This is a genomic window from Veillonella caviae, assembly GCF_003992125.1.
GTDB lineage: Bacteria > Bacillota > Negativicutes > Veillonellales > Veillonellaceae > Veillonella > Veillonella caviae.
In genome coordinates, this window is sequence record NZ_RQUY01000012.1 from 43,144 (window position 1) to 69,882 (window position 26,739).

Annotated in this window: 27 protein-coding genes and 3 tRNA genes; 26 read left to right on the forward strand and 4 right to left on the reverse strand. The window is 38.2% G+C overall.

Translation table 11 applies throughout. The annotated features are described in order from the left end of the window. Window positions 1-42: 42 nt before the first annotated feature. The 8 genes from EO120_RS05645 (at window position 43) to EO120_RS05680 (ending at window position 9,523) form a co-directional block, all read left to right on the forward strand. On the forward strand, window positions 43-996 hold the full coding sequence (locus tag EO120_RS05645) for a magnesium transporter CorA family protein (protein ID WP_127134507.1): 954 nt from the start codon (window positions 43-45) through the stop codon (window positions 994-996). 281 nt (window positions 997-1,277) lie between these two features. After that, entirely contained in the window at window positions 1,278-2,420 is a 1,143-nt protein-coding gene (locus tag EO120_RS05650; RefSeq protein ID WP_127134508.1) for an isochorismate synthase, read from the forward strand. 144 nt (window positions 2,421-2,564) lie between these two features. Next, window positions 2,565-4,529 (forward strand): 2-succinyl-5-enolpyruvyl-6-hydroxy-3-cyclohexene-1-carboxylic-acid synthase, encoded by a 1,965-nt coding sequence (menD, locus tag EO120_RS05655; RefSeq protein WP_127134509.1) that lies wholly within the window; start codon window positions 2,565-2,567, stop codon window positions 4,527-4,529. Between the two features lie 13 nt (window positions 4,530-4,542). Further along, on the forward strand, window positions 4,543-5,403 hold the full coding sequence (menH, locus tag EO120_RS05660) for a 2-succinyl-6-hydroxy-2,4-cyclohexadiene-1-carboxylate synthase (RefSeq protein WP_127134510.1): 861 nt from the start codon (window positions 4,543-4,545) through the stop codon (window positions 5,401-5,403). A 4-nt stretch (window positions 5,404-5,407) separates the two neighbouring features. Beyond that, window positions 5,408-6,250: a 1,4-dihydroxy-2-naphthoyl-CoA synthase gene (menB, locus tag EO120_RS05665; RefSeq protein ID WP_127134511.1), complete on the forward strand. Its 843-nt coding sequence runs from the start codon at window positions 5,408-5,410 to the stop codon at window positions 6,248-6,250. A gap of 177 nt (window positions 6,251-6,427) precedes the next feature. Then, window positions 6,428-7,885, forward strand: coding sequence for an o-succinylbenzoate--CoA ligase (gene menE / locus EO120_RS05670; protein ID WP_206512470.1), 1,458 nt, complete (start codon window positions 6,428-6,430; stop codon window positions 7,883-7,885). Further along, a complete protein-coding gene (menC, locus tag EO120_RS05675; RefSeq protein WP_127134513.1) occupies window positions 7,878-9,017 on the forward strand; it encodes an o-succinylbenzoate synthase in 1,140 nt (379 codons plus the stop codon). Before menE ends, menC begins: the two co-directional genes overlap by 8 nt. A gap of 128 nt (window positions 9,018-9,145) precedes the next feature. After that, the gene (locus EO120_RS05680; RefSeq protein ID WP_127134514.1) at window positions 9,146-9,523 is read left to right on the forward strand and encodes a PaaI family thioesterase; all 378 of its coding nucleotides are present in this window, start codon (window positions 9,146-9,148) and stop codon (window positions 9,521-9,523) included. Window positions 9,524-9,676: 153 nt separating this feature from the next. Here the strand turns inward: EO120_RS05680 and EO120_RS05685 are convergent, their stop codons facing one another. Next, on the reverse strand, window positions 9,677-10,312 hold the full coding sequence (locus tag EO120_RS05685; RefSeq protein ID WP_127134515.1) for a hypothetical protein: 636 nt from the start codon (window positions 10,310-10,312) through the stop codon (window positions 9,677-9,679). Between the two features lie 244 nt (window positions 10,313-10,556). On the opposite strand from EO120_RS05685, the gene EO120_RS05690 reads away from it, so the two are divergent. The 4 genes from EO120_RS05690 (at window position 10,557) to EO120_RS05705 (ending at window position 11,401) form a co-directional block, all read left to right on the forward strand. Continuing rightward, a tRNA-Asp gene (locus tag EO120_RS05690) sits at window positions 10,557-10,632 on the forward strand. Window positions 10,633-10,650: 18 nt separating this feature from the next. Continuing rightward, window positions 10,651-10,726: transfer RNA gene (locus EO120_RS05695), tRNA-Phe, on the forward strand. 12 nt (window positions 10,727-10,738) lie between these two features. Continuing rightward, window positions 10,739-10,824: transfer RNA gene (locus EO120_RS05700), tRNA-Leu, on the forward strand. A gap of 364 nt (window positions 10,825-11,188) precedes the next feature. After that, window positions 11,189-11,401, forward strand: coding sequence for a hypothetical protein (locus tag EO120_RS05705; protein ID WP_127134516.1), 213 nt, complete (start codon window positions 11,189-11,191; stop codon window positions 11,399-11,401). Window positions 11,402-11,577: 176 nt separating this feature from the next. On the opposite strand, the gene EO120_RS05710 is transcribed toward EO120_RS05705, so the two are convergent. Next, the gene (locus tag EO120_RS05710; RefSeq protein ID WP_127134517.1) at window positions 11,578-12,369 is read right to left on the reverse strand and encodes a carbon-nitrogen family hydrolase; all 792 of its coding nucleotides are present in this window, start codon (window positions 12,367-12,369) and stop codon (window positions 11,578-11,580) included. 147 nt (window positions 12,370-12,516) lie between these two features. On the opposite strand from EO120_RS05710, the gene EO120_RS05715 reads away from it, so the two are divergent. The 10 genes from EO120_RS05715 to EO120_RS05760 all read left to right on the forward strand — a co-directional run bounded on the left by EO120_RS05715 (window position 12,517) and on the right by EO120_RS05760 (window position 21,581). After that, a complete protein-coding gene (locus tag EO120_RS05715) occupies window positions 12,517-13,317 on the forward strand; it encodes a polysaccharide deacetylase family protein (RefSeq protein ID WP_127134518.1) in 801 nt (266 codons plus the stop codon). Window positions 13,318-13,328: 11 nt separating this feature from the next. After that, window positions 13,329-14,267, forward strand: a complete 939-nt coding sequence (locus tag EO120_RS05720) for a phosphodiester glycosidase family protein (protein WP_127134519.1) — start codon at window positions 13,329-13,331, stop codon at window positions 14,265-14,267. An 8-nt stretch (window positions 14,268-14,275) separates the two neighbouring features. After that, window positions 14,276-15,238 carry a hypothetical protein gene (locus EO120_RS05725; RefSeq protein WP_127134520.1) on the forward strand — a complete coding sequence of 321 codons (963 nt, stop codon included), beginning with the start codon at window positions 14,276-14,278 and terminating at the stop codon, window positions 15,236-15,238. A gap of 161 nt (window positions 15,239-15,399) precedes the next feature. Beyond that, window positions 15,400-16,494, forward strand: a complete 1,095-nt coding sequence (locus EO120_RS05730; protein WP_127134521.1) for a glycosyltransferase family 9 protein — start codon at window positions 15,400-15,402, stop codon at window positions 16,492-16,494. A 13-nt stretch (window positions 16,495-16,507) separates the two neighbouring features. Further along, window positions 16,508-16,831, forward strand: coding sequence for a hypothetical protein (locus EO120_RS05735; protein ID WP_127134522.1), 324 nt, complete (start codon window positions 16,508-16,510; stop codon window positions 16,829-16,831). Window positions 16,832-17,355: 524 nt separating this feature from the next. Then, window positions 17,356-18,711: a pyruvate carboxylase subunit B gene (locus tag EO120_RS05740; RefSeq protein ID WP_127134523.1), complete on the forward strand. Its 1,356-nt coding sequence runs from the start codon at window positions 17,356-17,358 to the stop codon at window positions 18,709-18,711. A 273-nt stretch (window positions 18,712-18,984) separates the two neighbouring features. Further along, window positions 18,985-20,082, forward strand: a complete 1,098-nt coding sequence (locus tag EO120_RS05745) for a S1C family serine protease (protein ID WP_127134524.1) — start codon at window positions 18,985-18,987, stop codon at window positions 20,080-20,082. 198 nt (window positions 20,083-20,280) lie between these two features. Then, window positions 20,281-20,604, forward strand: a complete 324-nt coding sequence (locus tag EO120_RS05750; protein WP_127134525.1) for a PadR family transcriptional regulator — start codon at window positions 20,281-20,283, stop codon at window positions 20,602-20,604. Next, window positions 20,597-21,166 (forward strand): DUF1700 domain-containing protein, encoded by a 570-nt coding sequence (locus EO120_RS05755; RefSeq protein WP_127134526.1) that lies wholly within the window; start codon window positions 20,597-20,599, stop codon window positions 21,164-21,166. Before EO120_RS05750 ends, EO120_RS05755 begins: the two co-directional genes overlap by 8 nt. 16 nt (window positions 21,167-21,182) lie before the next feature. Continuing rightward, a complete protein-coding gene (locus EO120_RS05760) occupies window positions 21,183-21,581 on the forward strand; it encodes a transcriptional regulator (protein ID WP_241234900.1) in 399 nt (132 codons plus the stop codon). Window positions 21,582-21,791: 210 nt separating this feature from the next. Here EO120_RS05760 and pyrE read toward each other — a convergent pair whose 3' ends face one another. Then, entirely contained in the window at window positions 21,792-22,379 is a 588-nt protein-coding gene (gene pyrE, locus EO120_RS05765) for an orotate phosphoribosyltransferase (RefSeq protein WP_127134527.1), read from the reverse strand. Next, window positions 22,376-23,095, reverse strand: coding sequence for an orotidine-5'-phosphate decarboxylase (gene pyrF, locus EO120_RS05770; RefSeq protein WP_127134528.1), 720 nt, complete (start codon window positions 23,093-23,095; stop codon window positions 22,376-22,378). The genes pyrE and pyrF overlap by 4 nt, the downstream gene beginning before the upstream one ends. Before the next feature lie 263 nt (window positions 23,096-23,358). On the opposite strand from pyrF, the gene EO120_RS05775 reads away from it, so the two are divergent. The 4 genes from EO120_RS05775 to EO120_RS05790 all read left to right on the forward strand — a co-directional run bounded on the left by EO120_RS05775 (window position 23,359) and on the right by EO120_RS05790 (window position 26,584). Then, window positions 23,359-23,988, forward strand: a complete 630-nt coding sequence (locus EO120_RS05775; protein ID WP_127134529.1) for a 3'-5' exonuclease — start codon at window positions 23,359-23,361, stop codon at window positions 23,986-23,988. A gap of 107 nt (window positions 23,989-24,095) precedes the next feature. After that, window positions 24,096-24,758: a deoxyribose-phosphate aldolase gene (gene deoC, locus EO120_RS05780; protein WP_127134530.1), complete on the forward strand. Its 663-nt coding sequence runs from the start codon at window positions 24,096-24,098 to the stop codon at window positions 24,756-24,758. Window positions 24,759-24,760: 2 nt separating this feature from the next. Beyond that, window positions 24,761-26,062: a thymidine phosphorylase gene (locus EO120_RS05785; protein ID WP_127134531.1), complete on the forward strand. Its 1,302-nt coding sequence runs from the start codon at window positions 24,761-24,763 to the stop codon at window positions 26,060-26,062. Window positions 26,063-26,191: 129 nt separating this feature from the next. Continuing rightward, window positions 26,192-26,584, forward strand: coding sequence for a cytidine deaminase (locus EO120_RS05790; RefSeq protein ID WP_127134532.1), 393 nt, complete (start codon window positions 26,192-26,194; stop codon window positions 26,582-26,584). Window positions 26,585-26,739 lie beyond the last annotated feature (155 nt).

The window sequence follows — 26,739 nt, forward strand, 5'->3', positions numbered from 1 at the left end:
TTTAAGGTAATATTAGTTCTTATTTCTGGAAGGAGGGATAGCATGATTACGGTGTACAAGCATATAGAAGAAGAATTAGTTGCAGATTACACAGTATCAGATGCCACAAAGGGTTCATGGGTAAATTTGGTGAATCCAGACCCCGATGAATTGTCCCTCATTAATATTCTCACAGAAATTCCTACGGATGTATTAAAGACTGCTCTCGATATGGAAGAACGTTCTCACGTGGAATTAGAGGATAACTATATATTCGTGGTTATCAACATTCCAGTTATCCGCGGCAGTGATATGTATGATACGGTACCGCTTGGTATTTTTTTGACGCCAGATTTCTTTATTACCGTGTGCCTTGAAGAATCAGAAGTATTATACCCATTTATTTCTAATCAACTATCGACATTCTATACCTTTAAAAAGACGCGGTTTTTATTTCAAATTCTCTATCGTACAGCTACATTGTTTTTGCGGTATTTGCAACAAATTAATCGCCGTACGGACGATATTGAAATCCAATTACGCCATACTACGAAAAATAAAGATTTTTTCCAATTATTGGAATTACAGAAATCCATGACTTACTTTACATCTGCTTTGCGCACTAATGGTACGGTTATGGAGCGTTTGCTACGCTTGCATGGTCATAGTACATATAAACATTTGCTCAAGATGTATGAAGAAGATGAAGATCTCTTAGAAGATGTTATTATTGAGAACAAACAGGCTATTGAAATGGTTGAAATGTACTCCAACATCTTGATGAATATGATGAACGCATTTACGTCTATCATCTCAAATAACCTTAATATGGTCATGAAAATGTTAGCAGCCTTGACCATTACTTTGGCGGTACCTACAATTATCTTTAGCTTGTGGGGCACAAACGTAGCCTTGCCATTTCAAGATAACCCACAAGGTTTCTTTATTATTATCGGTATATCTGTAGTATGTTCGATTATAGCGATTATCGGTATGTGGAAGAAAGACTTGTTCTGATAAACTTTGATAGGTCCATCGCGAGAATCATGGAAGTTGTATAATGAGAGTTAAAATCGAATAATGATTTGCTGATATAGAGAATAGTTAGTTCATTGTGACTAGCTATTCTCTATTTTTATATAGATTCTATGCTAGCGATAATTCTTTGCTGTATTGGTGAAAATTTTACAGAGAATTATCAATATACTGCACACAATCAGTGCTATACATGGTACAATAATAGATATGGTTAATCAGAAAATAATGCGATTTTACAACTCGAATGGATATAATAGAACATGAACTATACTAAACAAGATTTGCAATTAGACAATCCTATAGAGTTTTGGCTCAATTTCCCTAATGAGGAACGGGTATTTTGGGTGGATAGACAAAGTGACCGTATCGTGGTAGGGGCGAAGCGTTTAGCTACAGTGCAAGATGACGAAGGCCGTAAACAATACGCTTATGTATTTTATGGAGGCACATTTTTTGATCATTCTAAAGACCCTAAATGGGCTAATATGGGCCATGAAATGATTGCTTTCACCCACTACTATATTGTGGAAAATGGGCAGTCTTTTTATCTCTATGCAGGAGAGCCACAGGCTATACAGCGTTTTAACGTACCACGTGTAGAGCATGTATATAGAGAAACTTCAGATGATAAAGCAGATTGGAATCAGTTGATGCGCGCCATAGATGCATCGATTAAGAATGGTACAGTAACCAAAGTAGTATCCTCACGAGAGGTTGAATATACTAGTGATAGTGATTTTAATGTGCCTAGCATATTAGATAATTTGGTCGAACATAATCCAAACTGTTTTATCTTTGCTTATGAAAAAGAAGGTCGTACATTCTTAGGGGCATCGCCAGAAATTTTAGTGCGCCATCGAGGAAATCAAATCTTAAGTTATGCTTTAGCTGGGACGGCACCAAAGCTTGGACCTACAGCATGGACAAAAGAGCAACTGTTAAAGGACAAGAAAAATAGATTTGAACATAATATTGTGCGGGATCGTATTGTAGAAATTATGAAAACCGTAACACCTCATATAGAAATAGGAGAAACAGAGATTATGGAACTGTCTCGGTTGTACCATTTACGGACAATTATTACTGCTACAGATTCTACAAAGTCTCTTGTGGAATGGGGACAATTATTACATCCTACCCCAGCATTAGGCGGCGAACCACGAACTACGGCGTTAGCGCTATTGCAGCAATATGAAGCGCATGAACGAGGTATGTACGCTGCACCATTTGGATTTATGAAAGATATGGGGGACGGCATTCTTGTCGTTGCCATTCGTTCTGCTCTCGTTATAAGTAATACACTTTATGCTTATGCAGGATGTGGTGTTGTAGATGGTTCTGACAGTGATGCGGAGTATGAAGAAACGAATCAAAAAATGCGGACTATATTAGACGCATTATAAAACTAATATTAGAAATGGTACTGCAGTAGTCAAAAATGCACTTTACTCGAGTAGTGACGTCGCCCAACTTAGGTTGGGCGTATTTCTGACTATAGAGTGTCTGCCATATAAAACTATAGCAGTGCCATGCAAAAGAGGAATTTTATGAACGAATATGTAGCTGCATTTGTAGATGAATTTGCAAACCTCGGTGTTACACATGTTGTTGTTAGCCCTGGTTCGCGGTCTACAACAGTATCCATGTTGTTTATGGAACATGGTAATTTTACAACCTATATGAATGTAGATGAGCGTTCTGCTGCATTTATGGCTCTTGGTATTGCCAAAGGAATTGGACGTCCCGTCGTTCTCGTGTGTACCTCTGGATCGGCGATGGCCCATTATTTGCCGGCTTTGTTAGAAGCTCAATATAGCGGTGTACCTCTTATTGTGCTTAGTGCGGATAGACCTCATACATTACATCACGTAGGGGCACCGCAAACTATAGACCAACATAAATTGTTTGGTGCAGCTGTTAATTATTATGAAGAATTAACCGTGCCTCAAGAGGAGCATTATTATACATACCCACGGTTGGTAGCTCGTAAAGCGTATATGAAGGCAATAGATATTAAACAAGGACCTGTACATATCAATGTGCCTTTGTTTGAACCGTTGGTGCCAGATCTTGATAGGAAACATTTTGAAGCTGGTGGCAGTCAATTTACTATTACTAGGCCTAGGGATTTAAGTCTAGATTTTGATTCTATGATGGAATGTATTCGACTTTTTAAGGGTAAATCATTTCTCGTTTTGGCAGGTCCTAATATTCCATTACAAGAGCGGGAGGCAATATTGCGCTTTGCTAAACAAGTAAAGGCGCCTGTATTAGCAGATCCTTTATCTAATATGCGGTATACATGCGATTCTGTACATAGTGATTCGCATGTATATAAACATAAGCAAGGTGTGGATGATATTCGCTCAAGATTTACAGAAGTGCATACAACTATGTCTGATGGTCTTAGGGGCTTGCCGTTTTTGGAACAAACTATAACATCGTATGATGCATTCCTAAAAAACAAGGAGCTATGGGATATCCTAGTACCAGACGTTATTGTGCAATTTGGCGATATGGTGATATCAAAACGAGTGCAGCAGTTCCTTGCACATTGTAAAGATGCATTTTATATAGTAGTTAATCCTACTATGGATTATATGAATCCTTTAGGAACTGCGAATTGGCATATTCAAGGTACTGCTGTTGCCTTTAATGAAGCATTTAGTAAAATGATTACATCCTATGTGCCAGAAGAATTTTATGAACCAAATGAATCGAATAAATTCAATAAATCCAATGAATCGTATGTGTCAAATGATACGCTCTTTGCCCGTTGGAAATATATGGATGTAGCAATGCGCAAACAACTAAATACGGCACTACAAGAACCTACAAACTTTGAAGGTCGCACCATTTGTGAATTGCAGAAATATATGCCAGAAGGTGGTCAAATCATGATAGCTAATAGTATGTCTATTCGTGATTTTGATTATTTTTGGGATGCTAATTGCAGTGATTCATTGCTTTATGGTAATCGTGGCGTTAATGGCATTGATGGCACCATCTCTACTGCTTTGGGATTGGCAGCGAATGGGAAACCTACGGTACTAGTGACAGGTGACCTATCTATGTTCCACGATTTGAACGGTCTTGCTGTAGCTAACACACATCAGTTACATCTCACTATTATTTTGCACAATAATGATGGGGGTGGCATTTTTGAATACTTGCCGCAAAAGGGAACAAAGCATTTTGAATATCTATTCTCTACAGCGCAAGGATTAGATTATCGTAGTGCTTCCACATTATATGGTTGTGGATACACAAAAATTAATACACCTCATGAGTTTTCTTCTGTATTTAGTAAGGTTGTGACACAAGAGGGGGTTCATATTATTGAAATACCTACCAATAAGAATCATAGCTACCAATTACATCAAACTTATACATCATTCCCGATAGATATACAGGTCGTATTGAGAAACTGTAAGGGTTTATATACTTGGTGCAAAGGTGATGGCTACGAATATGAAGATACCCATATAGGCACATTTTATTTTAGTGAGTGACTAGAGGATTATTATGAGCATACATGCATGTAGTATTATTGATACATTTCAACATCACAGCGCTCAGCGCATGTACGTAGATCTCGGCGACTATCGCTATGGTTTGACTATGGTAGGTTATGGAAAACCCTTGATATGTCTGCACGGATTTTCAGAGTCTGGCTATACTTGGGATGGTATTGTCGTTCCTGGGTATCAGTTAATTCGTATCGATACTATCGGCCACGGAGATTCCGATATTCCAGAGGATACAGATGTTTTCAGCATCCCTCGTATGCTCCATGATTTGCATACCGTTATCACTGCTGTTGCTGGTGAAAGCTACGCTCTTATGGGGTATTCTATGGGGGCTCGCTTGGCACTGCTTTATGCATTACAGTATGGAGATGACATTAAACAACTCATATTGGAAAGCGGTTCTGTGGGTATCGAGAATGATATGGAAAGAGAAGAACGACGACTCAAAGATGAGGAACTAGCTTGTCAAATCGAGAATCATGATGGGGGGTGGTTTGCTACAAAATGGGCAAATATACCTATATTTGAGTCTCAAAAAAGATTATCTCTAGATGTTCAAGAGCGTATTTACAAACGTCGTGCCCATAATAGTACTTACGCATTAGCAGAAACATTGCGTTGTTCTGGGCAGGGCGTGATGCCCTATGTGGGGACTAGACTAACAGAATTATCTATGGATTGTGTATATATTAGTGGCGCATTAGATACAAAATATACTACAATAGGGAGAGATGTATTTGGTGTATTGCCAAACTTTTACCATGTCTGTGTAGAAAATGCAGGTCACAATGTACATGTGGAAGCGCCAGGTCAGTTTATGACGGCTTTGGCAGAGTTTTTATATAAGAAAGGTTAAGTTCATGAGTCAATTTGATTGGAAAGTACTAGATCGCAATTATGAAGATGTTATTTATGAAACCTATAATGGTATTGCGAAAATTACCATTAATCGTCCAGAAGTGCGCAATGCATTCCGCCCTAAAACGGTAATGGAATTGATTGATGCTTTCACCATCGCTCGTGATGATGCAGAGGTAGGCGTTATCGTGTTGACCGGTGCTAATCATGGTCAAGGGGAAGATAAAGAAGCATTCTGTTCTGGTGGTGACCAACGAGTGCGCGGCAATGGCGGCTATGTAGGGGATGACAATATTCCTCGTCTTAATGTACTCGATTTGCAACGCCTCATTCGTGTAACACCAAAACCTGTTATTGCTATGGTTAACGGTTTTGCTATCGGTGGCGGTCATGTATTACATATCGTATGTGATCTTACTATTGCATCTGAAAACGCTAAATTCGGTCAAACTGGTCCTCGTGTAGGTTCTTTTGACGCTGGTTATGGCGCTGGCTATTTAGCTCGTATGATTGGTCACAAACGAGCTCGCGAAGTATGGTTCCTTTGCCGTCAATACACAGCAGCACAAGCCTATGAAATGGGCATGGTCAACTGCGTAGTACCATTCGATAAATTGGAAGAAGAAACAGTGCAATGGTGCAACGAAATCCTTGCGTTATCCCCAATGGCTTTGCGTATGTTAAAAGCTTCCTTCAATGCTGATACAGATGGTTTAGCTGGTTTACAGCAGTTTGCTGGTGATGCTACCTTGATGTACTACACTACAGACGAAGCCAAAGAAGGGCGCGATGCTTTCAAAGAAAAACGCAAACCAGATTTTGGTCAATTCCCTAAATTCCCTTAATCGAAATACGCTATAATTGTATATAATTGAAATAAGCTATATATTGTAATAGTAAGATTGAATTTTGATTTTTCAAAGGGGCAGTCGATATATAATTACATATATGGAATACATAAGATTGAGCGCCTCTTGGGGCGCCTTTCTTATACTTAGATAGGATAGAAAGGGAGGTGAATTATGGACTGGTTACGATATAATGCACAACAGTATCCGCATCGGTTGTGTATTAATGAATATAGTTATGAACAAGTATATCACTGGGCTATATATACTGCTCAATGGTTGCAACCGCAGTTAGAAAATACACAAAGAATTGCGGTATTATCTGACAATTCGGCTGCTATGGCTATTCATATGCTGGCGGCCATGTTATTGCATAAGGAGATACTGTTGCTCAATGTGCATTTAAAACAGAATGAGCTAGAAAATCAACTACAACAATTAGGTGTTAATATTGTTTTGTGTAGTGAAAAACGACAACATCAGTTGCCAATGTCTGTACATATAATTCCTTTTATGGATGTAGTAGAGTGGACAGAGGTGACTGCTATTGGTGGTGATTGCCAAGAAATTGAGGCGGTAGCCGACATATTTGAGTGGAATTTCGCCGATACTGATATAGCAGCCATTATGAATACTAGTGCTACTACAGGACAATTTAAATCAGTACCGCTTCGGTGGGGGCAAATCAAAGCTCATGTAACCGCATCGCAAGAGGTGTTAGGCAAAACAGATGATGATAATTGGCTTATGGTATTGCCACTATTCCATGTGAGTGGATTATCTATTTTGATGCGGTCCTTGTATAATGGAACGGCTATGAATATTATGGCATCTTATGATGAGGAGGTAGTACTCAAACTCATCGAGGAGAAGCGCATCAATATGATGTCTTTAGTACCTACTATCTTGCAACGGCTGGAACCGCGTATTGTGCACCATCAATTGCGTGTCATTTTATTAGGTGGCGAGTTTATTCCACGTCCTTTGGTCGATGCGTGCGTGGCAAAGGAGTTGCCTATTTATAAAACCTATGGCATGACGGAGACTTTTAGCCAAAGTGTAACTATGTCGGTGCTGGATAATTTAGATAAAATCGATTCCGTTGGTACACCTCTGCCGGGGATGAAAGTGCATATTGTGAATCCCGATATAGATGGTATTGGTGAAATTCATCTCAATGGGCCCATGCTCATGACTGGTTATATTGGGAAAGAACCAATTCACGGAGATTTTAATACCGATGATATAGGTTATATTGATGATGAAGGCTATCTCTATATATTGAATCGCCGTACAGATCTCATCATTTCTGGAGGCGAAAATATTTACCCTAAGGAAATTGAAGATTTGCTCTATGCCCATGAACTTGTGAAAGAATGTGCTGTATTGCCTGTGACTGATTTGAAATGGGGACAAGTACCTGTGTTGTTTGTGGCTTTGCAGAATAAATATGTTAGTGAAAGTGCACATACTATACTATCTGAATTATATCAGTATATGCTAGATCGTTTAGCAAAATACAAGGTGCCTAAAACGATTCATATACTAGATAGGTTACCACGAAATGGAACAGGGAAAATCGTACGCCGAGAATTGCAAGAATTAGCAGAACAAGGAGTCGATCATGAATGATATACTGAATTTCAAATCTATCACGGCATATCGAGTGGCATTACCTTTGAAATTTGAGTTTAAGACTTCCCAAGGTTCTGTACGCATTCGTGAAAGTATCATTATTCGTATTGAAGATCAACAGGGGTATGTGGGCTATGGTGAGTGCGTAGCTTTCAGAGATCCATTTTATACGGCGGAAACAGTAGATACATGTTGGATAAAGTTAGTAGATGACTATATATTCCATCTCCGTTTGATGCGACCAAAGCCACTTATGACTTATGTGAAGCAATTACAGTTTTGGCTCAAAAGAGATGCGATGCCTATGACTATAGCAGGTCTAGAAAATGCGCTGATTCATTTACACTGTAGTCGCATTGGTGTTAATTCTGTATCATTTATGATGGGGCAACCGTTAATTGATACGATTCGAAGTGGTGTTGTCATCGGTGATGTGCCTATAGACGAGCTTTTGCCATTAATAGATACACATGTAGCTAATGGTTGTAATCGCATTAAATTAAAGGTGTCACCTCGCGATGGTTATGAGCGAACCCAGTTGGTTCGACAGGCCTATCCAAATTTAGATTTAGCAGTAGATGCCAACCAAAGTTATACATATGACCAAATTTTGGAGGTTGCTGCTTATAATGATTTGGGATTGCTTTGCATAGAGGAACCATTTCAAATTACGAATTTAGTATCCTACAAAAAATGGCGGTTAGATTCTGATTGGACTATTACGACGCCTATATGTTTAGATGAATCTGTTTTAGGTTATGATGATCTATCCTATGCAATTGAGCATAATCTCCTCGATGTACTCAATGTCAAGGTGGGGCGCCTCGGTGGCTTAGTACAAACCCGTGCGGCTATTATGTTGTGTCGTGAGCATCAAATACCGTATTGGATTGGTAGTATGGTAGAATCAAGCATTTCTAAAATGATGCATGTTCAGTTAGCTGCATTAGGTGATTCCTATATGCCTGGTGATTTATCTGATTCATCTCGTTATTTTGAATGTGATTTAACAGATCCAGATATTCAATTTGTTGATGGGAGCATGCTTGTACCTAAAGGGGCTGGACTAGGTATTTCGGTTCTAGATAATCGAATCGAGGACTATGCAATACAAAAGAGAGTATTATAAAACTGGTACGTAACTATTTATTTTGATATATAGGTACACAGATGCCGTCTTGTTTGATAGTATATGGTTTTTAGATTATATAATAGTGTGGAGTCGCTACTACTCATGAACCAAAAGGAGGTGCTACGATGACTATGATAGAAGATTTGCAAATTGATTCTATTGTATTAAACAGCGAATTATCGGGCCGTGGTGTAATGCATTTATCCCAATATCATGCACAGCCACAAGGCTATTTGAACGGCGGTGCCACATTGGCATTTGGTGAAATATTGGCAGGCATGCTGAGCAATATGATATTACCTGATGATGCCTTTGCTGTAGGTCAATCAGTAACTGCTAATCATCTAAGACCTATGAAATCTGAAGGTGTTTTAATCGGTCATGGTGAGTTGCTGTTAAAAGGTAAAACCTCTCATGTATGGAAATTTGATATGCGTGATAAAGAGGACCGTTTGATTTCACAAGTAACTGTTACCTGTGCAGTGGTACCGAAGAATAGATAAAAAAGACTCGTATATAGAATTGTGCTGATTCCCAGTATTAGACCTTAAGAATCTAATACTAGGGAATTAGCAAACTATATACGAGTTCTTCTGTTTTCCTGTGATTTGTTATAATGTTTTGATGTCCAGAATATTGTAGATAACCCAAAAAGTTTATTTTCGTGTGATTTTGTATAATGTTTCAATATCTGGAATATCGTAGATGACCCATATACCATCGCCAAGGTGGCGCATGAGGATACGGATGTCTTCTGTTATATGTAATGTGTTGTTTTGTATAGTTATTGTTACTGTGGCGGTATCGTCACTTTCACTAGAAGTAATATTTTTAACTTCTAGATTGTGTTGTTTAAATAATTCACCTCGTTGAATGCGATCAATCATAGAATAGGTATTGTGAGTATTTTCGTCGTAGTTGATGGTATTTGTAGTTGAATTCGTAGGGGGTGATTTAAAGCTTTCTGGATTTTCTACGTATTTCCGAATTACATCGTCTAAAAGGGCAGGTCCAAAGGTTTTGGTTGCTGCCACAGCTGCTTTTCCTAAAGGCGAAGAGGTATCCACATAGGTGCTGCCTTCGCGGGTAACGATATTTTTTACTAATGATGTAGTGTCGATATGTTGTAATACAGTATCTGCATCTCTATTTTCTACACCTTGGCGAATGATTTGCAGTGTATATATTGGTGTATGAGGAAGGTACCACAAAAAATACCATGCTGCACCTAATGCTGCAATGATAACTATGATGAGCACTGTCCATATAGCAGTTGAGTTTTTTTGGTTCATCAGTGTATCTCCATTATTTTGTAAAACTATTTATATTGTAGCATATATTTCTTGTACAATGTATATGTATGGCAATGAATATAAGAGGTTTATAGCGATATATTAATATAATAGATGTTTTTTAACGTATATAAAATAAGATTCGAATATTTAGAAAAAAAATCATCAAAAAACGTTAAAAAGTACTTGCGTAAGAAAAATATTCGTGTTATTATATACAAGTAGTCAACGAGAGTTGATATGCGGCCCCGTGGTGTAGCGGTTAACATGTCGCCCTGTCACGGCGAAGATCGTCAGTTCAAATCTGATCGGGGTCGCCATTTTTTTTTACAAAAAATGCCTCGGTAGCTCAGTCGGTAGAGCAACGGACTGAAAATCCGTGTGTCGACAGTTCGATTCTGTCCTGAGGCACCATTTGTATTCCATGCGGTTGTGGTGGAATGGCAGACACGCCATCTTGAGGGGGTGGTGAGCGTACGCTCGTGAGGGTTCAAGTCCCTCCAACCGCACCAATATTTTTATATACTGTAATGAATTATAAAATATATAATGTATTTTATTCATTTATGATAGTTAAACCACTGCTTGTTGCGGTGTTTTTTTTGACTTTATAATAAATTTTACTTTATAGAGGGAAAACAGGAAGGGAGAACCTTATAAGCCTGTATTAGGTGAGCTTTGTCTGGTAATATTCCAAATAGCGCCATAACGGCCACGTTCTTGTTTTGGATACCATTTAGCGATAGTAATAAAGGATGGTCCTACGCCAAAACCTTGAAAAATTTTGGTTGTTGAAGTAGGTCATGAGAAAATATATACTTATAACATGATTTAAATTTTCTGTATTAAAAAATACTGATTATAAAAGGAACATATATGAAATACTTACGCCGTGAACTTTATCAAGTAGAAAAAGAATACTTAAAGCATTTTGGAGAAGATTCGTTGAATCGTATTATTTTGCATGACCCCAATACAAAGGATAAACAAGAGGTGCAAGATACCATCGATATTTTGCGTCAAGCCATAGTTGATAACAAACCATTGGAACAAGTGCCGGAAGATATGTGGAATCTCATACAGTTTTAATTTTTACCGTCTATTTGTTGCTTCTGGTAAAACAAAAAAGACACTTAACCTTACTGTGTAAAATATACTAGTTCTTAATATTAGATTGCTCTAAGTCTAATATTAAGAGCTAGTATACAAAGGTTTGGTGTCTTTTTCTATTATTATAGTTTGTCAAAAGTAACAAATAATCTATGTTATAAATGATATAGTTCTGGTCGTCTATCTTTAAATATATTAATTTTGTTGCGTATATCTGCTACTACATCAAAATCGATATCGACGGTGGCGATGTCTTCATTAGTATCCATTTCTAATAAATTGGTTCCCCATGGATCATATACGGCGGAGTGGCCTGTGCTTTGGACTCGTCCTATAGCGCCACAACCATTAACAGCGCATAGGAATAATTGGTTTTCGATAGCTCGTACTTCGTTGAGGACTTGCCAATGGCGTAGACGCATCGTAGGCCATTGGGCAGGCACAAACAGTAGCTCTGTATGAGGTAGTGCAGCCATGCGAACGAGTTCTGGAAAGCGAATGTCATAACAGATGACTGTGCTACATGGTATACCATCTAATTCAAAATGAGTTGTTTTTGTACCACCTGCAAAATAGATTTCTTCTTTGGCAGGGCTGAAACCGTGTATTTTAGAATATTCACCTACTAATGTACCGCTCCGATTGAAGGTATATGATGTATTGTATACTTTGTTATCTATTGCAACGGCTACTGAACCGCCCACTATATTGACTTCGTGTTCACGTGCAAAGGTGCTGAGCAATGAGAGGGTTCTTTCCCCATTGGCATCAGCATAATTGATGAGTTCTGTAGATGGATAAAATCCAGTATTCCACGTTTCTGGCAATACGATAATATCTGGATTGTGCGATAACGATTTATGTAATAATTCAGTAACGCGATTATAATTGTATTCTACATCTTTTACATGTACATCTAGTTGGATGAGGGTAAGTCGTTTATTCATAGGGGTTCTCCTAGTCATTAATAGTGACGTATATCAATTATATCTATTATAATGGAATTGTTAGAACAATTATACTAAGTTTTTACTAATTTAGGCATAAATGATATAATGTATTTTATAAAATTATGTCTACTATAAGGAGGACCTATGAAGCAATTTTCATTGATGGGACTCATTGTAATTGTGCTTATCGCATTGTTGGCAGGTTGTGGTCTACAAGGGAGTAGCGAAACTGAAAGTAAACAAAATGCGTCATCGCCAGTGACGATGGTACATCCTAAAGGGATTCCTGTTCTGATGTATCATAAAATTGGTGAAGATAAAGATAATGATGCAGTCGTTCGTGAAGATTTGTTTAGAGCACAAATGAAGTTTTTAAAAGACAATGGCTATCATCCGCTTACCATGAATCAATTGTATGATTATGTTAAAAACGGTGCAAGCGTTCCTGAAAAGCCCGTGGTTCTCACCTTTGATGATGGGTATGCGGATACTTATTCTATCGTATATCCAATTATGAAAGAATATAATTTTGCTGCTACTGTTTTTATCAACCCTGGTGATATGGGAACACGACTTACTTGGGAGCAAGTGAAGGAAATGAAGCAAGGTGGCATGACCATTGCTAATCATGGTTTTCAACATATCGAAATGGGGCAACTTTCACAAAAGGAACAAGTAGAAAATATTAAAAAAGGCCAAGAGGCATTGGAACGCGAATTGGGCATCAAAGATAATCCATGGTTTTGCTATCCCTATGGTGATAAGAACGAATTTACCGATGTAGCTGCAAAAGAGTCAGGCATTAAAATGGCGATGGCTATGAAATCTGGATGGGCTCACGAAGGTGATAATCCATATAATATTTTGCGCGTATGGGTTGGGAATGCCGTTGATATTAAGCATTTTGAAGAACGTATTAGCACTGAATATTTCAGTGATTTATAAGGAGAGGTACATTGTTTAAGAAAAATTGGGTGAAGTTCATTATTATGGTGTTTCTATTCACCGTTGTTACATCGCCACTTGTGGTGCTGTTTGGACCTTTCAATAATGTAAAACGTGCCGTTATTGGTGCTATATTACAATCTCGTCATCCTCAATATATTACATGGTTATTTAGCCCTGATGAATTACAAAATATTTTAGGTACTGTTGGGGCTGTAAAAAGTCAAGATTTGTTTAAATTTAATGCTCGTGAAGACCAATCGTTAAATCTTGAGAGAATCGAGTCTCCTCGTTATATAGGGTATATCCTTGAAATTCCAGATCCACGTCGCATTCAAGTGGCTACGGCTGCCAACATTCAAGAAAAAGGGGATACCACAAGCAATATTGCTAAAATGAATGGTGCTGTAGCAGCCATCAATGGTGGTGGTTTCCACGATCCAAATGGTACTGGTACAGGTCGTTTGCCATATGGTTTTATTTTGCATGATGGGGAATACATTATTGGTAAGGACGTAGGCCCTGATGAAGACGTAGATTTTGTAGGCTTCTCCAAGTCTGGTAATCTTATTGCAGGCAATTATGATAAAACAGAACTTGGTGATATGAATGCTATGGAAGGTATTACCTTTGGCCCACCGCTCATCGTAGATGGTAAAAAAATGATTACCGAAGGTGATGGTGGTTGGGGCGTAGGCCCTCGTACGGCTATCGGTCAACGTAGGGATGGTACTGTGCTGTTCCTTGTTATCGATGGTCGTCAACCGGGATATTCCTTGGGCGCTACATTGCGTGATGTACAAGATGTACTTTATGAAAAGGGCGCATATATTGCGGCCAATCTCGATGGTGGATCCAGTTCTACATTGTATCTCAATGGTAAGGTTGTAAATAAACCGGCCGATTTATTAGGGGAACGTATGATTCCTACTGCATTTATCGTGAAATAGGAGGGGTTATGAAACCATTTACCCGCGTATTGAGCGCTTTTGTTGTAGGTATTCTCCTACAAGGAGGCGTTTATTTGTACTTAGATCAATATGTGTTTGCACCTACTACGGAATTTAACGTGGCCGGTGCATCCAAGGATGACACAAAAAATTTCCCTGATGTCAAAGAAGGGCGCAAGTATGTGTCCTATGATCATCAATTTATGGCTGTTATTACCGATGAATCCTTGCGGATTTATAAGGCTGGTGAAAGCACACCGAAAACAGTCAATTTAAAAGGGCGCTCTATTAGTTATTTCGATTGGATGCCAGACAGAAACTATGCTATCATGGGGCTGTATACGGAAAACAAGGTTATCATGGCTCGGTTAAATGCTGATGATCCAGATCATGAAGTAGATACAGAGTTGGAAGATGTACCTCGTGGCAGCCGTATCGTTGATACTGCTTATTCGGAGGCCACCAATGTAGTATATATGAAGGTAAAAGTTCGAGATGGAGACTATCGCATTTATCGTACTGATGCTAACTATGACACTCGTCGCGTTTATATGCAAGCCACTGACATTGGACGTATCGCTGTATTTTATGATGAAGATAATTTCTTCTATGATAATGCTCGTACTGGTGATATTTTTGTGTTTAATGGCATTGAAGGTGGTTGGCGCGTTATCAACCCACCAGGGCGATTTAGATTGCTCGGTGTAGATATGAATAAAGTTATTTATATTGCTCGTGTTGATGACGATAATAATGCATTAACCGTATATACTGGCAAACTAGGGGTAGGTTTTAAACCGGTGTTTAAATATACTCATCCTACAACTTTATCTGAGGTTACCATGAGTGACGTAAAAGATATTATTGCTAATGGTAGTGAAGAGACTACAAAAGTTACTGATGATTCGGACTCGTCGTCGAATACTAGCTCTTCTAATAGTAATTCTAGGAGTGCAAAAAAACAGAATTGATCATCTATGATTGATATGTTGGTATATTGAGTTGAGTTTAGATTATTCAGTATTAATCATTTACATGTTAAAAAAATACATGCACAGCCTTTATACTCTAGTAGTTTAAAGGCTGTATTTTCTATCAATACTTAATTCCTATAGGAATGGAGGCGGTGTAGTTGAATATATTATTTGTACGATTAAGTTATATTGGCGATATTTTACATGCTACGGCCGCTGCTCGTTGGATTAAACAACATTACCCTCATGCAATATTGCATTGGATAGTAACACCTAGTATGGCGGAATTATTAGAGCATAATCCGTATGTAGATGTTATTATTCCTTGGGCTCGTGATGAATATGAAGCACATTCCAAAAAATTACATTTACGAAAAATGTGGTCTATGTGGTGGCAATTGCGTAAACAATTACAGCCGTATCATTTTGATGTAGTTGTAGATGTGCAAGGGCGTTTAATTACTGGCCTCGTACTACTTGCCTCTAAGGCGCCTTTGCGTTTAGGATTAGGTGGCACTAAAGAGTTAAATTGGTTGTTTACTAATCGAAAAACTAAGTCAAAAGAGGGGCATGTGATTGAACGCTATATAGAGGTTGCAGAGCTATTAGAGAAGGAAGTTGAGTGTTTATCAGTTGATGATTCAACATATGATGCCCCACATTTGTTAAAGATGGATTTGTTTATAACTGCTTCTGAACGACAGGTAGCTAAAGATCAGATACATATATATTTCAAAAGTTCCCACAAACCGCGTGTTGGATTAGTATTAGGAACATCGTGGAAAACTAAAGAGTGGGCCCCTTATAAATGGCAAGAACTCGTGAAAGGCATGGAGCATAGTGTTGATTTTATATGTTTCGGTGGGCCTAAAGAGGTCAAACAATATGAATCCCTAATAGACGCTGCAGAGAAAGATGGAATTCCTCTTTATAATCGATTAGGGATGACTACATTACGTGAAATGGCTGCTTTATTAGAGCAATGCGATGTAGTAGTAGCTTGCGATACAGGTGGTCTATACATGGCCATAGCACTAGGTAAACCTGTAGTAGCTTTGTTTGGCCCTACCGATCCTGCTGAATGGGGACCTATTACTGGGGATTATCGCATTATACAAAATAAAAGCTTATCTTGCTTAGGCTGTAGAAAGAGAAAATGCCCTAAAGGTGAACCTTATTGTATGATAGGCATTGATCCTATTCAGGTGAAAGAAGCTATTGGTGATATAATAGATACTAGACATAACTCATAAAGGAGATATATATATGGCAAAATTTAAAATTCAAAAAGGCTTGTCTGATGCAGATATGATGAAACAATGGAATGAGGAGGAGAATTTTGAGGATACTATGCTTGCAGTTGAAAAAGCAGCGACTAAACCTGTGATTCATCAAAGCTCTAAACATACACAAGAAGCATTTTATCGCGAGTTCCTAACAGAAAAAGTAGAGACCTTAATTGGTAAAATGCTTTTAGATATTAAAATGGAGTATTTTAAAGAAGGAGAAGGGGCATTTTCTATTCAAGTAAAACGAGAGGGTAAGAATATCGTTCTTGAAACGGCACCAAAGAAGGTTAAATCAATTTAATAGCTATTCGATAAAACATTTTTTATTACTTAAAATAGAAAAACGCTTTTGATATGAATATTTATAATCTTTAAAATACATTGTTTTTGTCATCATAAAAATTGATAAGCTATTATATAAATCAAGATAAATCGGTAAACTACATTAAAAAAACTTGATATACTTGCATTTATAAATAAAAATTATTTCGCTATAACGATTGGTTTGTCAACCTTAATTCATTAAGATACTAATTCGGTATTGATTAAACATGCAAGGTAGAATCTGGCTTTTGGGGAGGTTATGGATATTCATAAAAGTCTCTTCATAGGTAAAATCAGATGTTTTGATGAGTAATAAGCATAATATATTTGTTGACAAAGAATTTTAGAAGTAGTCTAATATAAGTATGTTCCAACGATTTATAGTGTGTTTCACCTACATAAGTAGGAACTATAAAATACGTTGACAAATAGGTATGAGATAGTGATTCGGATGGTGTATAAAATTACATCATAGAACTATTTCGATTTGGAGGATTAACAATGGCTAAAAAAGTAAGACTTATGGAAACCGTTCTTCGTGACGGTCATCAATCTTTATTGGCAACTCGTATGCGTATCGGTCAAATGCTACCAGTGCTTGGTCAATTGGACGAAATCGGCTACGAAGCTTTGGAATGTTGGGGCGGCGCTACTTATGATAGCTGTCTTCGTTTCTTGAACGAAGATCCATGGGAACGTCTTCGCACATTAAAAGCAAACTTGAAGAATACTCCTTTACAAATGTTACTTCGTGGTCAAAACTTGTTGGGCTACAAACACTACTCTGATGATGTAGTAGAAGCATTCTGTAAAGCAGCAGTTCGCAACGGTATCGATCGCATTCGTATATTCGATGCTTTGAATGACCCTCGCAATATGGAAAAAGCTATTGAGTTCTCCAAAAAAGCAGGTGCTCACGTACAATCTTCTATGGTTTACACAATTTCTCCAGTTCATACTACTGAAAATTTCTTGAAAGTAGCGGAAACATTGGTAGAAATGGGTACTGATTCCTTATGTATCAAAGATATGTCCGGTTTGATGGCTCCTGCTGATGCATATGATATGATTAGTACTTTCAAAAAACGTTTCGGTGATGGCTTAGACATCGATTTACACAGCCATTTCACTTGCGGTCTTGCATCTGCAACATATTGGGAAGCTGCTAAAGCAGGCGTAGATATTATTGATACTGCTATTTCCCCATTTGCACATGCTACTAGCCAACCAGCAACTGAAACTATGATTGAAATGTTCAAAGGTACTGAATTTGATACAGGTTTAGATCTTGATAAATTCATCCCATTGGTTGAACATTTCCGTAAAGTTAAACAAGAAATTGCTGAAGAATTTAACTTGAAACCAGCTAGTGATGTAATCCCAGCTGTTCGTCGTTACCAAATCCCTGGCGGTATGTTGTCCAATACTCAAAATCAATTGAACGAAATGGGTATGGGCGATCGTTTCTTCGATGTAATGGATGAAATGCCACGTGTACGTGCTGACCTAGGTTTCCCTCCATTGGTAACTCCAACTTCCCAAATCGTTGGTACAATGGCTATGATGAATGTTATGATGGGCGACCGTTATAAAATGGTTCCTAACGAAGTTAAAGACCTTGTTCGCGGTAAATATGGTGCATTACCTGCTCCAATTTCTGACGAAATTCGTCAAACAATTATCGGTGATGAAGAACCTATCACTTGCCGTCCAGCTGACTTAATCGAACCAGAAATGGAAGGTTACCGTCAAGACTTGGCTTCCAAAGGCTACAATAACATTACAGATGACGATGTATTAACTTATGCTATGTTCCCAGAAGTAGCAATTAACTTCTTCGAAGCTAACCGTCGTTAATCTCCATAAAGAAAACAGCTCTATCTGCGGATAGGGCTGTTTTTATGTGTTTAACTTGAAGCTTAGTCTATGTATATTATATATGTCATTGTCTTGCATTCTCATATAAGTAAGGCTATAATAGATACATCTTTGATTGATTTTATAAAATCTATTTTATATCTGCATCAGTGCTATGCATGTATAGAATTCCATACTTAGATACTGAAACTATGCAACAGAATAGATATATTTAGCATATTGAAGATATATTACTAGCAAGGGAGACAGATTATGAACATACAAAAATATAAAAAAACTATGATTGCTTGTGCTCTCGCAGTATGTGTAGGCGCTGGTGGTAGTTATTACTTTTGGGCACCTAAAGACACAATGCAACAAACAACTGTGATGTCGCAAGCAAAACCGACTCAACCACTAACAGCATCTCGTGATACTTATGTAGTACGTGCTGCTAAAGAGTCTGGTCCTGCTGTTGTAGGAATTACAACACAAGTATTTCAAAGAGATATTTTTAATCGTACCATTTATGCCGGTGAAGGTGTAGGATCTGGTGTACTCATTGATGATAAAGGTCACATTGTTACAAATCATCACGTAGTAGCTGGTGCTCGTAATGGGGAGGTAACGGTGTCCTTATCTGATGGGACTACCGTAACAGGTACTGTTATTGGATCTGATGAACAATCAGACTTGGCAGTAGTTCAAATTGAGCCACCTAATAATATTAAGCCTATAGAAATTGGTGATTCTGATTCTTTACAAGTAGGGGAACCGGCTATTGCTATCGGAAATCCATTGGGACTTGAATTCAAGGGCTCTGTTACATCTGGTGTGATTAGTGCTTTGGCTAGAACGGTGGATAGTCAAGGTCAACGATTCCCTCTTATTCAAACTGACGCAGCTATCAATCCTGGCAATTCTGGCGGTGCGCTTCTCAATGCAGATGGGCAGCTAATTGGTATTAACAGTTCTAAAATATCAAAAGAAGGTATTGAAGGTATGGGATTTGCAATTCCTATTAATGCAGCAAAACCGATTATAGATTCTATCATTAAAAATGGTAAGGTTATTCGTCCATATATCGGTGTATGGGCTGTAGATAAGCAAACGGCAGCCCGGAATAATGTAACATATAGTGGCAATGGTTTATTAGTGGTGCAATTAGATTCTACTGGTCCTGCTGCTCGAGCTGGCATTGTAGAGGGGGATACTATTGATCAAGTGGATGGTACAGATATTACAACCTTAGTAGAGTTAAAAGAGGTCATCGATAAACATAGCCCTGGTGACACTATTCTCGTGTCTTATACACATAATGGTGGAACTGTGAAGGGTCAAATACAATTAGGACAAACTTCATCTGATTAGTTATATTGAAAATAAGCGCTTTGTAAGGCGCTTATTTTTTCTTTAATCAAAATATGATTTTTAGTTAGAAAGGTACCTTGTATTATTAGGTACATTGTGTTATTATATAAATGTGATAAGGCGGTAGTCACAGAAAATTAATTACCGATGATATAGATTCAACATAATATATTACGAATACCCACTGTAGGAGGTACCATGCAAGTTCAATTGAAAAAAGGGGTTATGGATATGCTTGTATTAGCATTACTAACTCAAGATGATCGGTATGGATATGAAATTGTCAGCAAGATTTCCGAGTATATCGAAATCTCAGAAGGAACGATTTATCCATTGTTTAACCGATTGAAAAAAGAAGGATATGTGGAAACCTATTTAAAGGAATCACCCTCTGGTCCATCTCGCAAATATTACCATATTACAGAATCTGGCATAGACGCATATAATCGTATGCGCTGCGAATGGAATGAATTTTCTAGTATCGTAAACGTATTGTTAAAAGGAGTGGACATTAATGAATAAAGAGCAATTTTTACAGGTTTTACGTCAGATTTTTAAGAATGCTCGTGTAGCAGATGTAGATGATATCATTGAAGTATATGAAGATCATTTTTTAGCTGGTTATGAACGAGGACTTAATGATGCAGAAATTATTAAGTCCTTAGGTGCACCAGAGGAAATTTATGCATCTTATGTAGATGCTGGTTTAATTACCGAATCCAATGCTGAAACAGGGGATAAAAAGATTAATATGCAAGTTGTATATGAACGATTAGAAGATTATAAAGAACGTTTATTGCCACAATTGCCAAGTATGGCGCGTACTGCGGCACGTACATTGCTCGCCATTGGTGGTGGTTTATCTATCGCAGCAGGTATTCTTGTATTTATCTGTATTCCAGCGATTATGTATTTGCTCAGCATTTCTTGGCAGCCTTTTGAAAATGTAACCGCCTTACCAGCTATTTCTATGGTTACTTTAATAACTATATTTGGGATGGGATTATTTGGTGGTTTAACTTGTATCTTTATTGGTTTTGAATTACAAGCTGTAAGGAAACGTTATTTCAATAAAGAACAATAATAATGGAGGAATATATATGAAACGTATTATAGTTACAGCAATTTTGACTGTTATTTTTGCAGTCGGTACAGTGACATCTTTTATCGTTAATGACTTACCTAATGTAACGCAATGGATGCAAACAAATGAAGCGCAATTTAAAAAGCCACCTAAACATGATGGGCCTCACAATGTTAGAAAAGATATTCACCATGATGGGCATATGGAAGATGGCAAATACGATGGCTCGCATAGAGAAGATCGAAGAATGGAAGTACCGAATGGTCCTATGAATGGAGGACCACAAGGTGGTTCCCCAATGCCGCCTCAAGGTGCACCAGCTCTACAAGGTAATGGTCAAGTACCTCAAGGTGCTCCAGTAGCTCCACAAGATGGACAAGCAGCGCCAGTTCCACAAGCAGCACCAGCACAATAATAGTCGTGGATATATAAGGCATGTGTATCCACATTGTATAGGTTGATCCTATGCAAGATACTATATGTATCTAATCTCTTTTACACATAACACACAAATAAAAAGACGCCCTCTCGGGGCGTTTTTTGTTGATACAATTTCTAATACGAAAAGAGCAGTTCTTGAGGGCTGCTCTTTTCGTATTAGGTAAGTATAAATATTTATAGTAAATTATTTAATATGCTTAGAACCGCGTTCTGTCATTGGTGTACCAGATTGGCAAAGCGGACAGGATTCTGGTTGGTATGTTGGTACTTCTAGGTTTAAGAGGGCTTGCACTTTTTCCATTGGTACGCCGAACTCTGCTTTGCCGCCAGAACGGTTAACGAGAAGGCCTACACCGACGATTTCCCCACCGCTGTTATTTACAACGTTGACTACCTCTTGTACAGAACCACCTGTAGTTACGATATCCTCAACGATAAGTACACGGGTTCCTGGCTCGATTTTGAAACCGCGACGAAGGGTCATAACACCTTTTTCGCGTTCCGTAAAAATAGCACGTGTGCCAAGTTCTTTGCCTACTTCGTGAGCTAATAAAATACCGCCAGTCATTGGTCCAATTACAAGTTCTATATTTTGATTACGGAAACGTTCAGCCAGTTCCTTGCACAATGTTTCTGTATATTTGGGATGTTGCAATACATTGAATTTTTCAACGTACATTGGACTGTGTAGACCGGATGTTAATAAGAAGTGACCTTCTAAAATAGCTTGTGTGTCGATGAGTAATTGTTTTACTTCTTGTTCTGTCATCATTTGGATAGACTCTCCATTTCTTCAATAATTAAACGTACAGCTTCTTGTGGGTTTGCAGCCTGTGTAATAGGGCGACCGATAACGAGGCGTGATGCACCATCTGCTAATGCACTGGCTGGTGTAGCAATGCGTTTTTGGTCATTTGTTGCTGCAAAGGATGGGCGAATACCAGGGGTAACGATGAGAAAGTTTGGGCCACAAGCTTCGCGAATCATTTTCGCTTCTAATGCAGAACATATAACGCCATCCATCCCAGACTCTTTGGCGAGTTTTGCTAAACGAATCACTTGGTCAGAAATCGGTAATTGACCACCAATGGATGTCCACGCTTCATCATCGAAACTGGTGAGGACAGTGATAGCCAATAATTTAGGTCGTTCAATGCCTAGTTGTTCTGCACTTTCACGTGCTGCTTGAGCGGCAGCTTTCATCATTATTGGACCACCTTGACCGTGAATAGTAATTAAATTAGCCCCTAATCGAGTGAGGGATGACACGCCGTGAGCCACCGTGTTAGGAATGTCGTGTAATTTCAAATCGAGAAATACATGTTTTCCTTGGTCCTGTAAATAACGAACCGTTTGATCTCCTTCGGCGTAGAACAATTCCATACCTACTTTGTAGAAACTAACGGAATCACCGAGGGACGAAACGATGGATTTCATCGCATCCATCGTGGACACGTCGAGGGCGACAATGAGTCTATCATCTGCCATGTTATAACCTCCATAGTACTTATATATCTAAATAATTTTCACACACTAAGGGGCGTCCTGTCAATGGATAAGAACGGGAATCTATACCTATATATTTCGTGATATAATAGTAGAGGAAATGAATATAATTCCTAATAGGCTTTATTGATTATAGAGTATAGGTATCATAGTATTTGGCACATAGAAATTTTGCCCCATGTATAGGGCTATATTCGTTATAAATAATGTACTGAAAGCGCCGTAGGCGCGCAGAAAGGATAAATATGTTAGATTTTGTAGCATTGGATTTTGAAACAGCTAATAAATATAAAAATAGCGCTTGTTCTTTAGCGGTTATTACTGTAGCGAATGGGGTAATTACAAAAAAAGCGTATAGTCTTATAAAACCTCCATTTATGTCCTTTGACCCTGAGTGTATTGAAATTCATGGTATTGAACCAAAAGATGTAATGCATGAGAAAACATTTGACCAATTATGGAATTCTATTTATGAAAATCACTTAAAAGGTAGAATTATGATTGCCCATAATGCAAAATTTGATATGAATGTATTGCGGTCTACCTTAGATTATTATAAAATTCCGTGGCCCGCACTAGATTACGCATGTACAGTTAAACTATCTCGCGCTGTATGGCCAGATTTAGTCAATCATAAACTAAACACAATGGCAGCATACCTAGGCGTAGAATTTAGACATCATTATGCTTTAGATGATGCTGAAACATGTGCAAAAGTGGCTATTGAGGCAGCTCGTTTGAAAGATGCCCATTCATTACCAGAATTATTGGCTAAGACGGGCGTTCCATTAGAACCGTTTATTGATGAGAAAAATAAAGCCATTCAAGAAGCGTTACATAAAGAACCAGAACCAGAGCAAATGTCGTTTTTCTAATGGAATTGGTTTGTTAATGGTGTTAGGTGAATCATCATTTTATTTGAGTAATATATTCTACTTATAAAGGGGTATTTTTACAGTTGTCATGAAAGAGGGGATTATCCATGACTGGTAAAGAATTATTGTCTTATGTGGATCATACCTTGTTAAAACCAGTGGCCACATGGGAGGAAATCAAAACATTATGTGATGAGGCAGTAGCTTATCATACAGCATCGGTTTGTATACCACCAGATTTTGTAGAATCGGTGCACAATGCGTATCCAGATTTGACTATATGCACAGTTATTGGATTTCCATTAGGATACCAAACGACAGAAACAAAGGTGAATGAAACAAAGCAGGCCATCGCTGATGGGGCATTGGAAATCGATATGGTAGTTAATTTAGGAGATGTAAAACAGAAGGGTTTTCACGCCATTACAGAAGAAATCAAAGCTATTAAAGCAGCTTGTGATGGTCATATATTAAAGGTGATTGTCGAAACCTGTTATCTCATCGATAGAGAAAAAATTGAGCTTTGTAAATGTGTTACCGACGGCGGTGCTGATTTTATCAAAACGTCTACTGGTTTTGGTAGCGGTGGTGCTACATTGGAAGATGTGGAATTGTTTAAGAAATATATTGGTCCTCATGTACAAATTAAGGCCGCTGGTGGCATTCGTTCCATAGAGGCTATGAAAGCATATATTGCGGCAGGTTGTACGCGTATTGGCGCTAGTGCGGCAGTAGCATTGGTGAAAAATCATTTAGAAGAAGATGTATAACTATGAGAATGTATGATGTAATTCTAAAAAAACGACATAATGAAGTTCTGTTGCCAGAGGAATTGCAATATATTGTAACAGGCTATGTTGAGGGTATTATACCAGATTACCAAATGAGCGCCTTTTTGATGGCTGTTATGTTTACTGGCATGATAAAGGAAGAACTCGGTGTCTTTACGATGGCGATGGCGCAGTCAGGTGCTATGGTAAATCTATCTAATATTAAAGGTGTTAAGGTGGATAAGCATAGTACTGGTGGTGTGGGTGATAAAACGACACTCATTATTGCTGCGTTAGTGGCCGCTTGCGGGGGCAAAATGGCAAAAATGTCTGGACGCGGTCTCGGTCATACTGGAGGCACAATTGATAAGATGGAATCTATTCCAGGTCTTATGACTACAATGAGTGATGAACAATTTATTAATCAAGTCAATGATATTGGTGTAGCCGTTATCGGTCAATCTGATAATATTGCGCCAGCAGATAAGAAAATTTATGCCCTTCGAGACGTGACTGCTACAGTGGATAGCATTCCACTTATTGCATCATCAATTATGAGTAAAAAGCTTGCTTCTGGGGCTGATGCTATTTTGTTAGATGTAAAAATGGGTAGTGGTGCTTTTATGAAAACCATTGAAGAGGCTCGTATACTGGCTCAGACGATGGTGGATATTGGCCGTGAAAATGGCCGCATCATGTGTGCTATTATAACGGACATGGATGTGCCTCTAGGTTATTCTATTGGTAATGCTATGGAAATTCGCGAGGTCATTGATACATTGCATAATCATGGGCCTCGTGATTTGACACACGAATGCCTTGTCATGGCGGCATACCTATTGGTCATGTCTAATAAGGGTGATTATCATCAATGTTACGGGTTAGTACAGGTTGCGTTAGAGTCAGGTCGTGCCTGTGAAAGCTTGCGCGCTCTGATTATGGCTCAAGGTGGTAATGGTGATGTAGTAGACGATACTTCATTGCTAGGTACGGCTAAATATAGTTATGATGTGATGGCTACGACTTCTGGATATATACAACATATGAATACCGAACAATGCGGTATCGCTTCCGTTATGCTCGGCGCTGGTCGTACCGTCAAAGATGGTCCTATCGACATGACTGCAGGCATTATGATGCATAAGAAAACAGGTGATGCCGTAGTCGTTGGTGATGTATTAGCTACATTATATGCTAATGATGAAAGCTTATTTGAAGGAGCGGCATCAATATATATGAAGGCGATTCGTATAGGCGAAGAAAAGCTTGTTTTAGGTGATACAATTTTAGAAGTGATTAATTAATATTACTTAAAAGTGATTGGTTGACGAGTTCTCATTGATGGAATATATGTTAAATATAGGATAGCTAATAGCAGATTTTTTATGTATCACATGCCTTATTATTGAAATAATATAGGGAGGATAGTTAATATGCTTTCTGATTTGTTAGTGAAACAGCTGATAGAAAAGGCTATGGAGGGGCGCAAATACTCGTATAGTCCATACTCTCATTTTGCTGTCGGTGCTGCCGTACTTTGTGAAAATAATACGGTATATACAGGTTGTAATGTAGAAAACGCATCGTATGGCATGACGAATTGTGCAGAGAGAACCGCTATTTTCAAAGCTATATCTGAGGGATATCATCGGTTTAAGGCTATTGCTATCATCGCTGATACAGAGGCTCCTTGTACGCCTTGCGGTGCATGCCGACAAGTAATAAGTGAATTTGATATTCCCTATATCATTATGGCAAATGTAACAGGGGACTATAAAGTAGTATCCTTAGACGAATTAATGCCATATAGATTTGGGAAAAGCTGAGTTAACTACCTAATTAGATCGATGAGATTAATATATTAATTGAGGGGGATGCTGGATGTATCGACAGCATCGTAATTATAGGGTTATAGGACAAAAAGTGTGTGTGACTAATCCCAATAAGTTGGAAAATTTGTAGACATATGTAGCTCATTCCA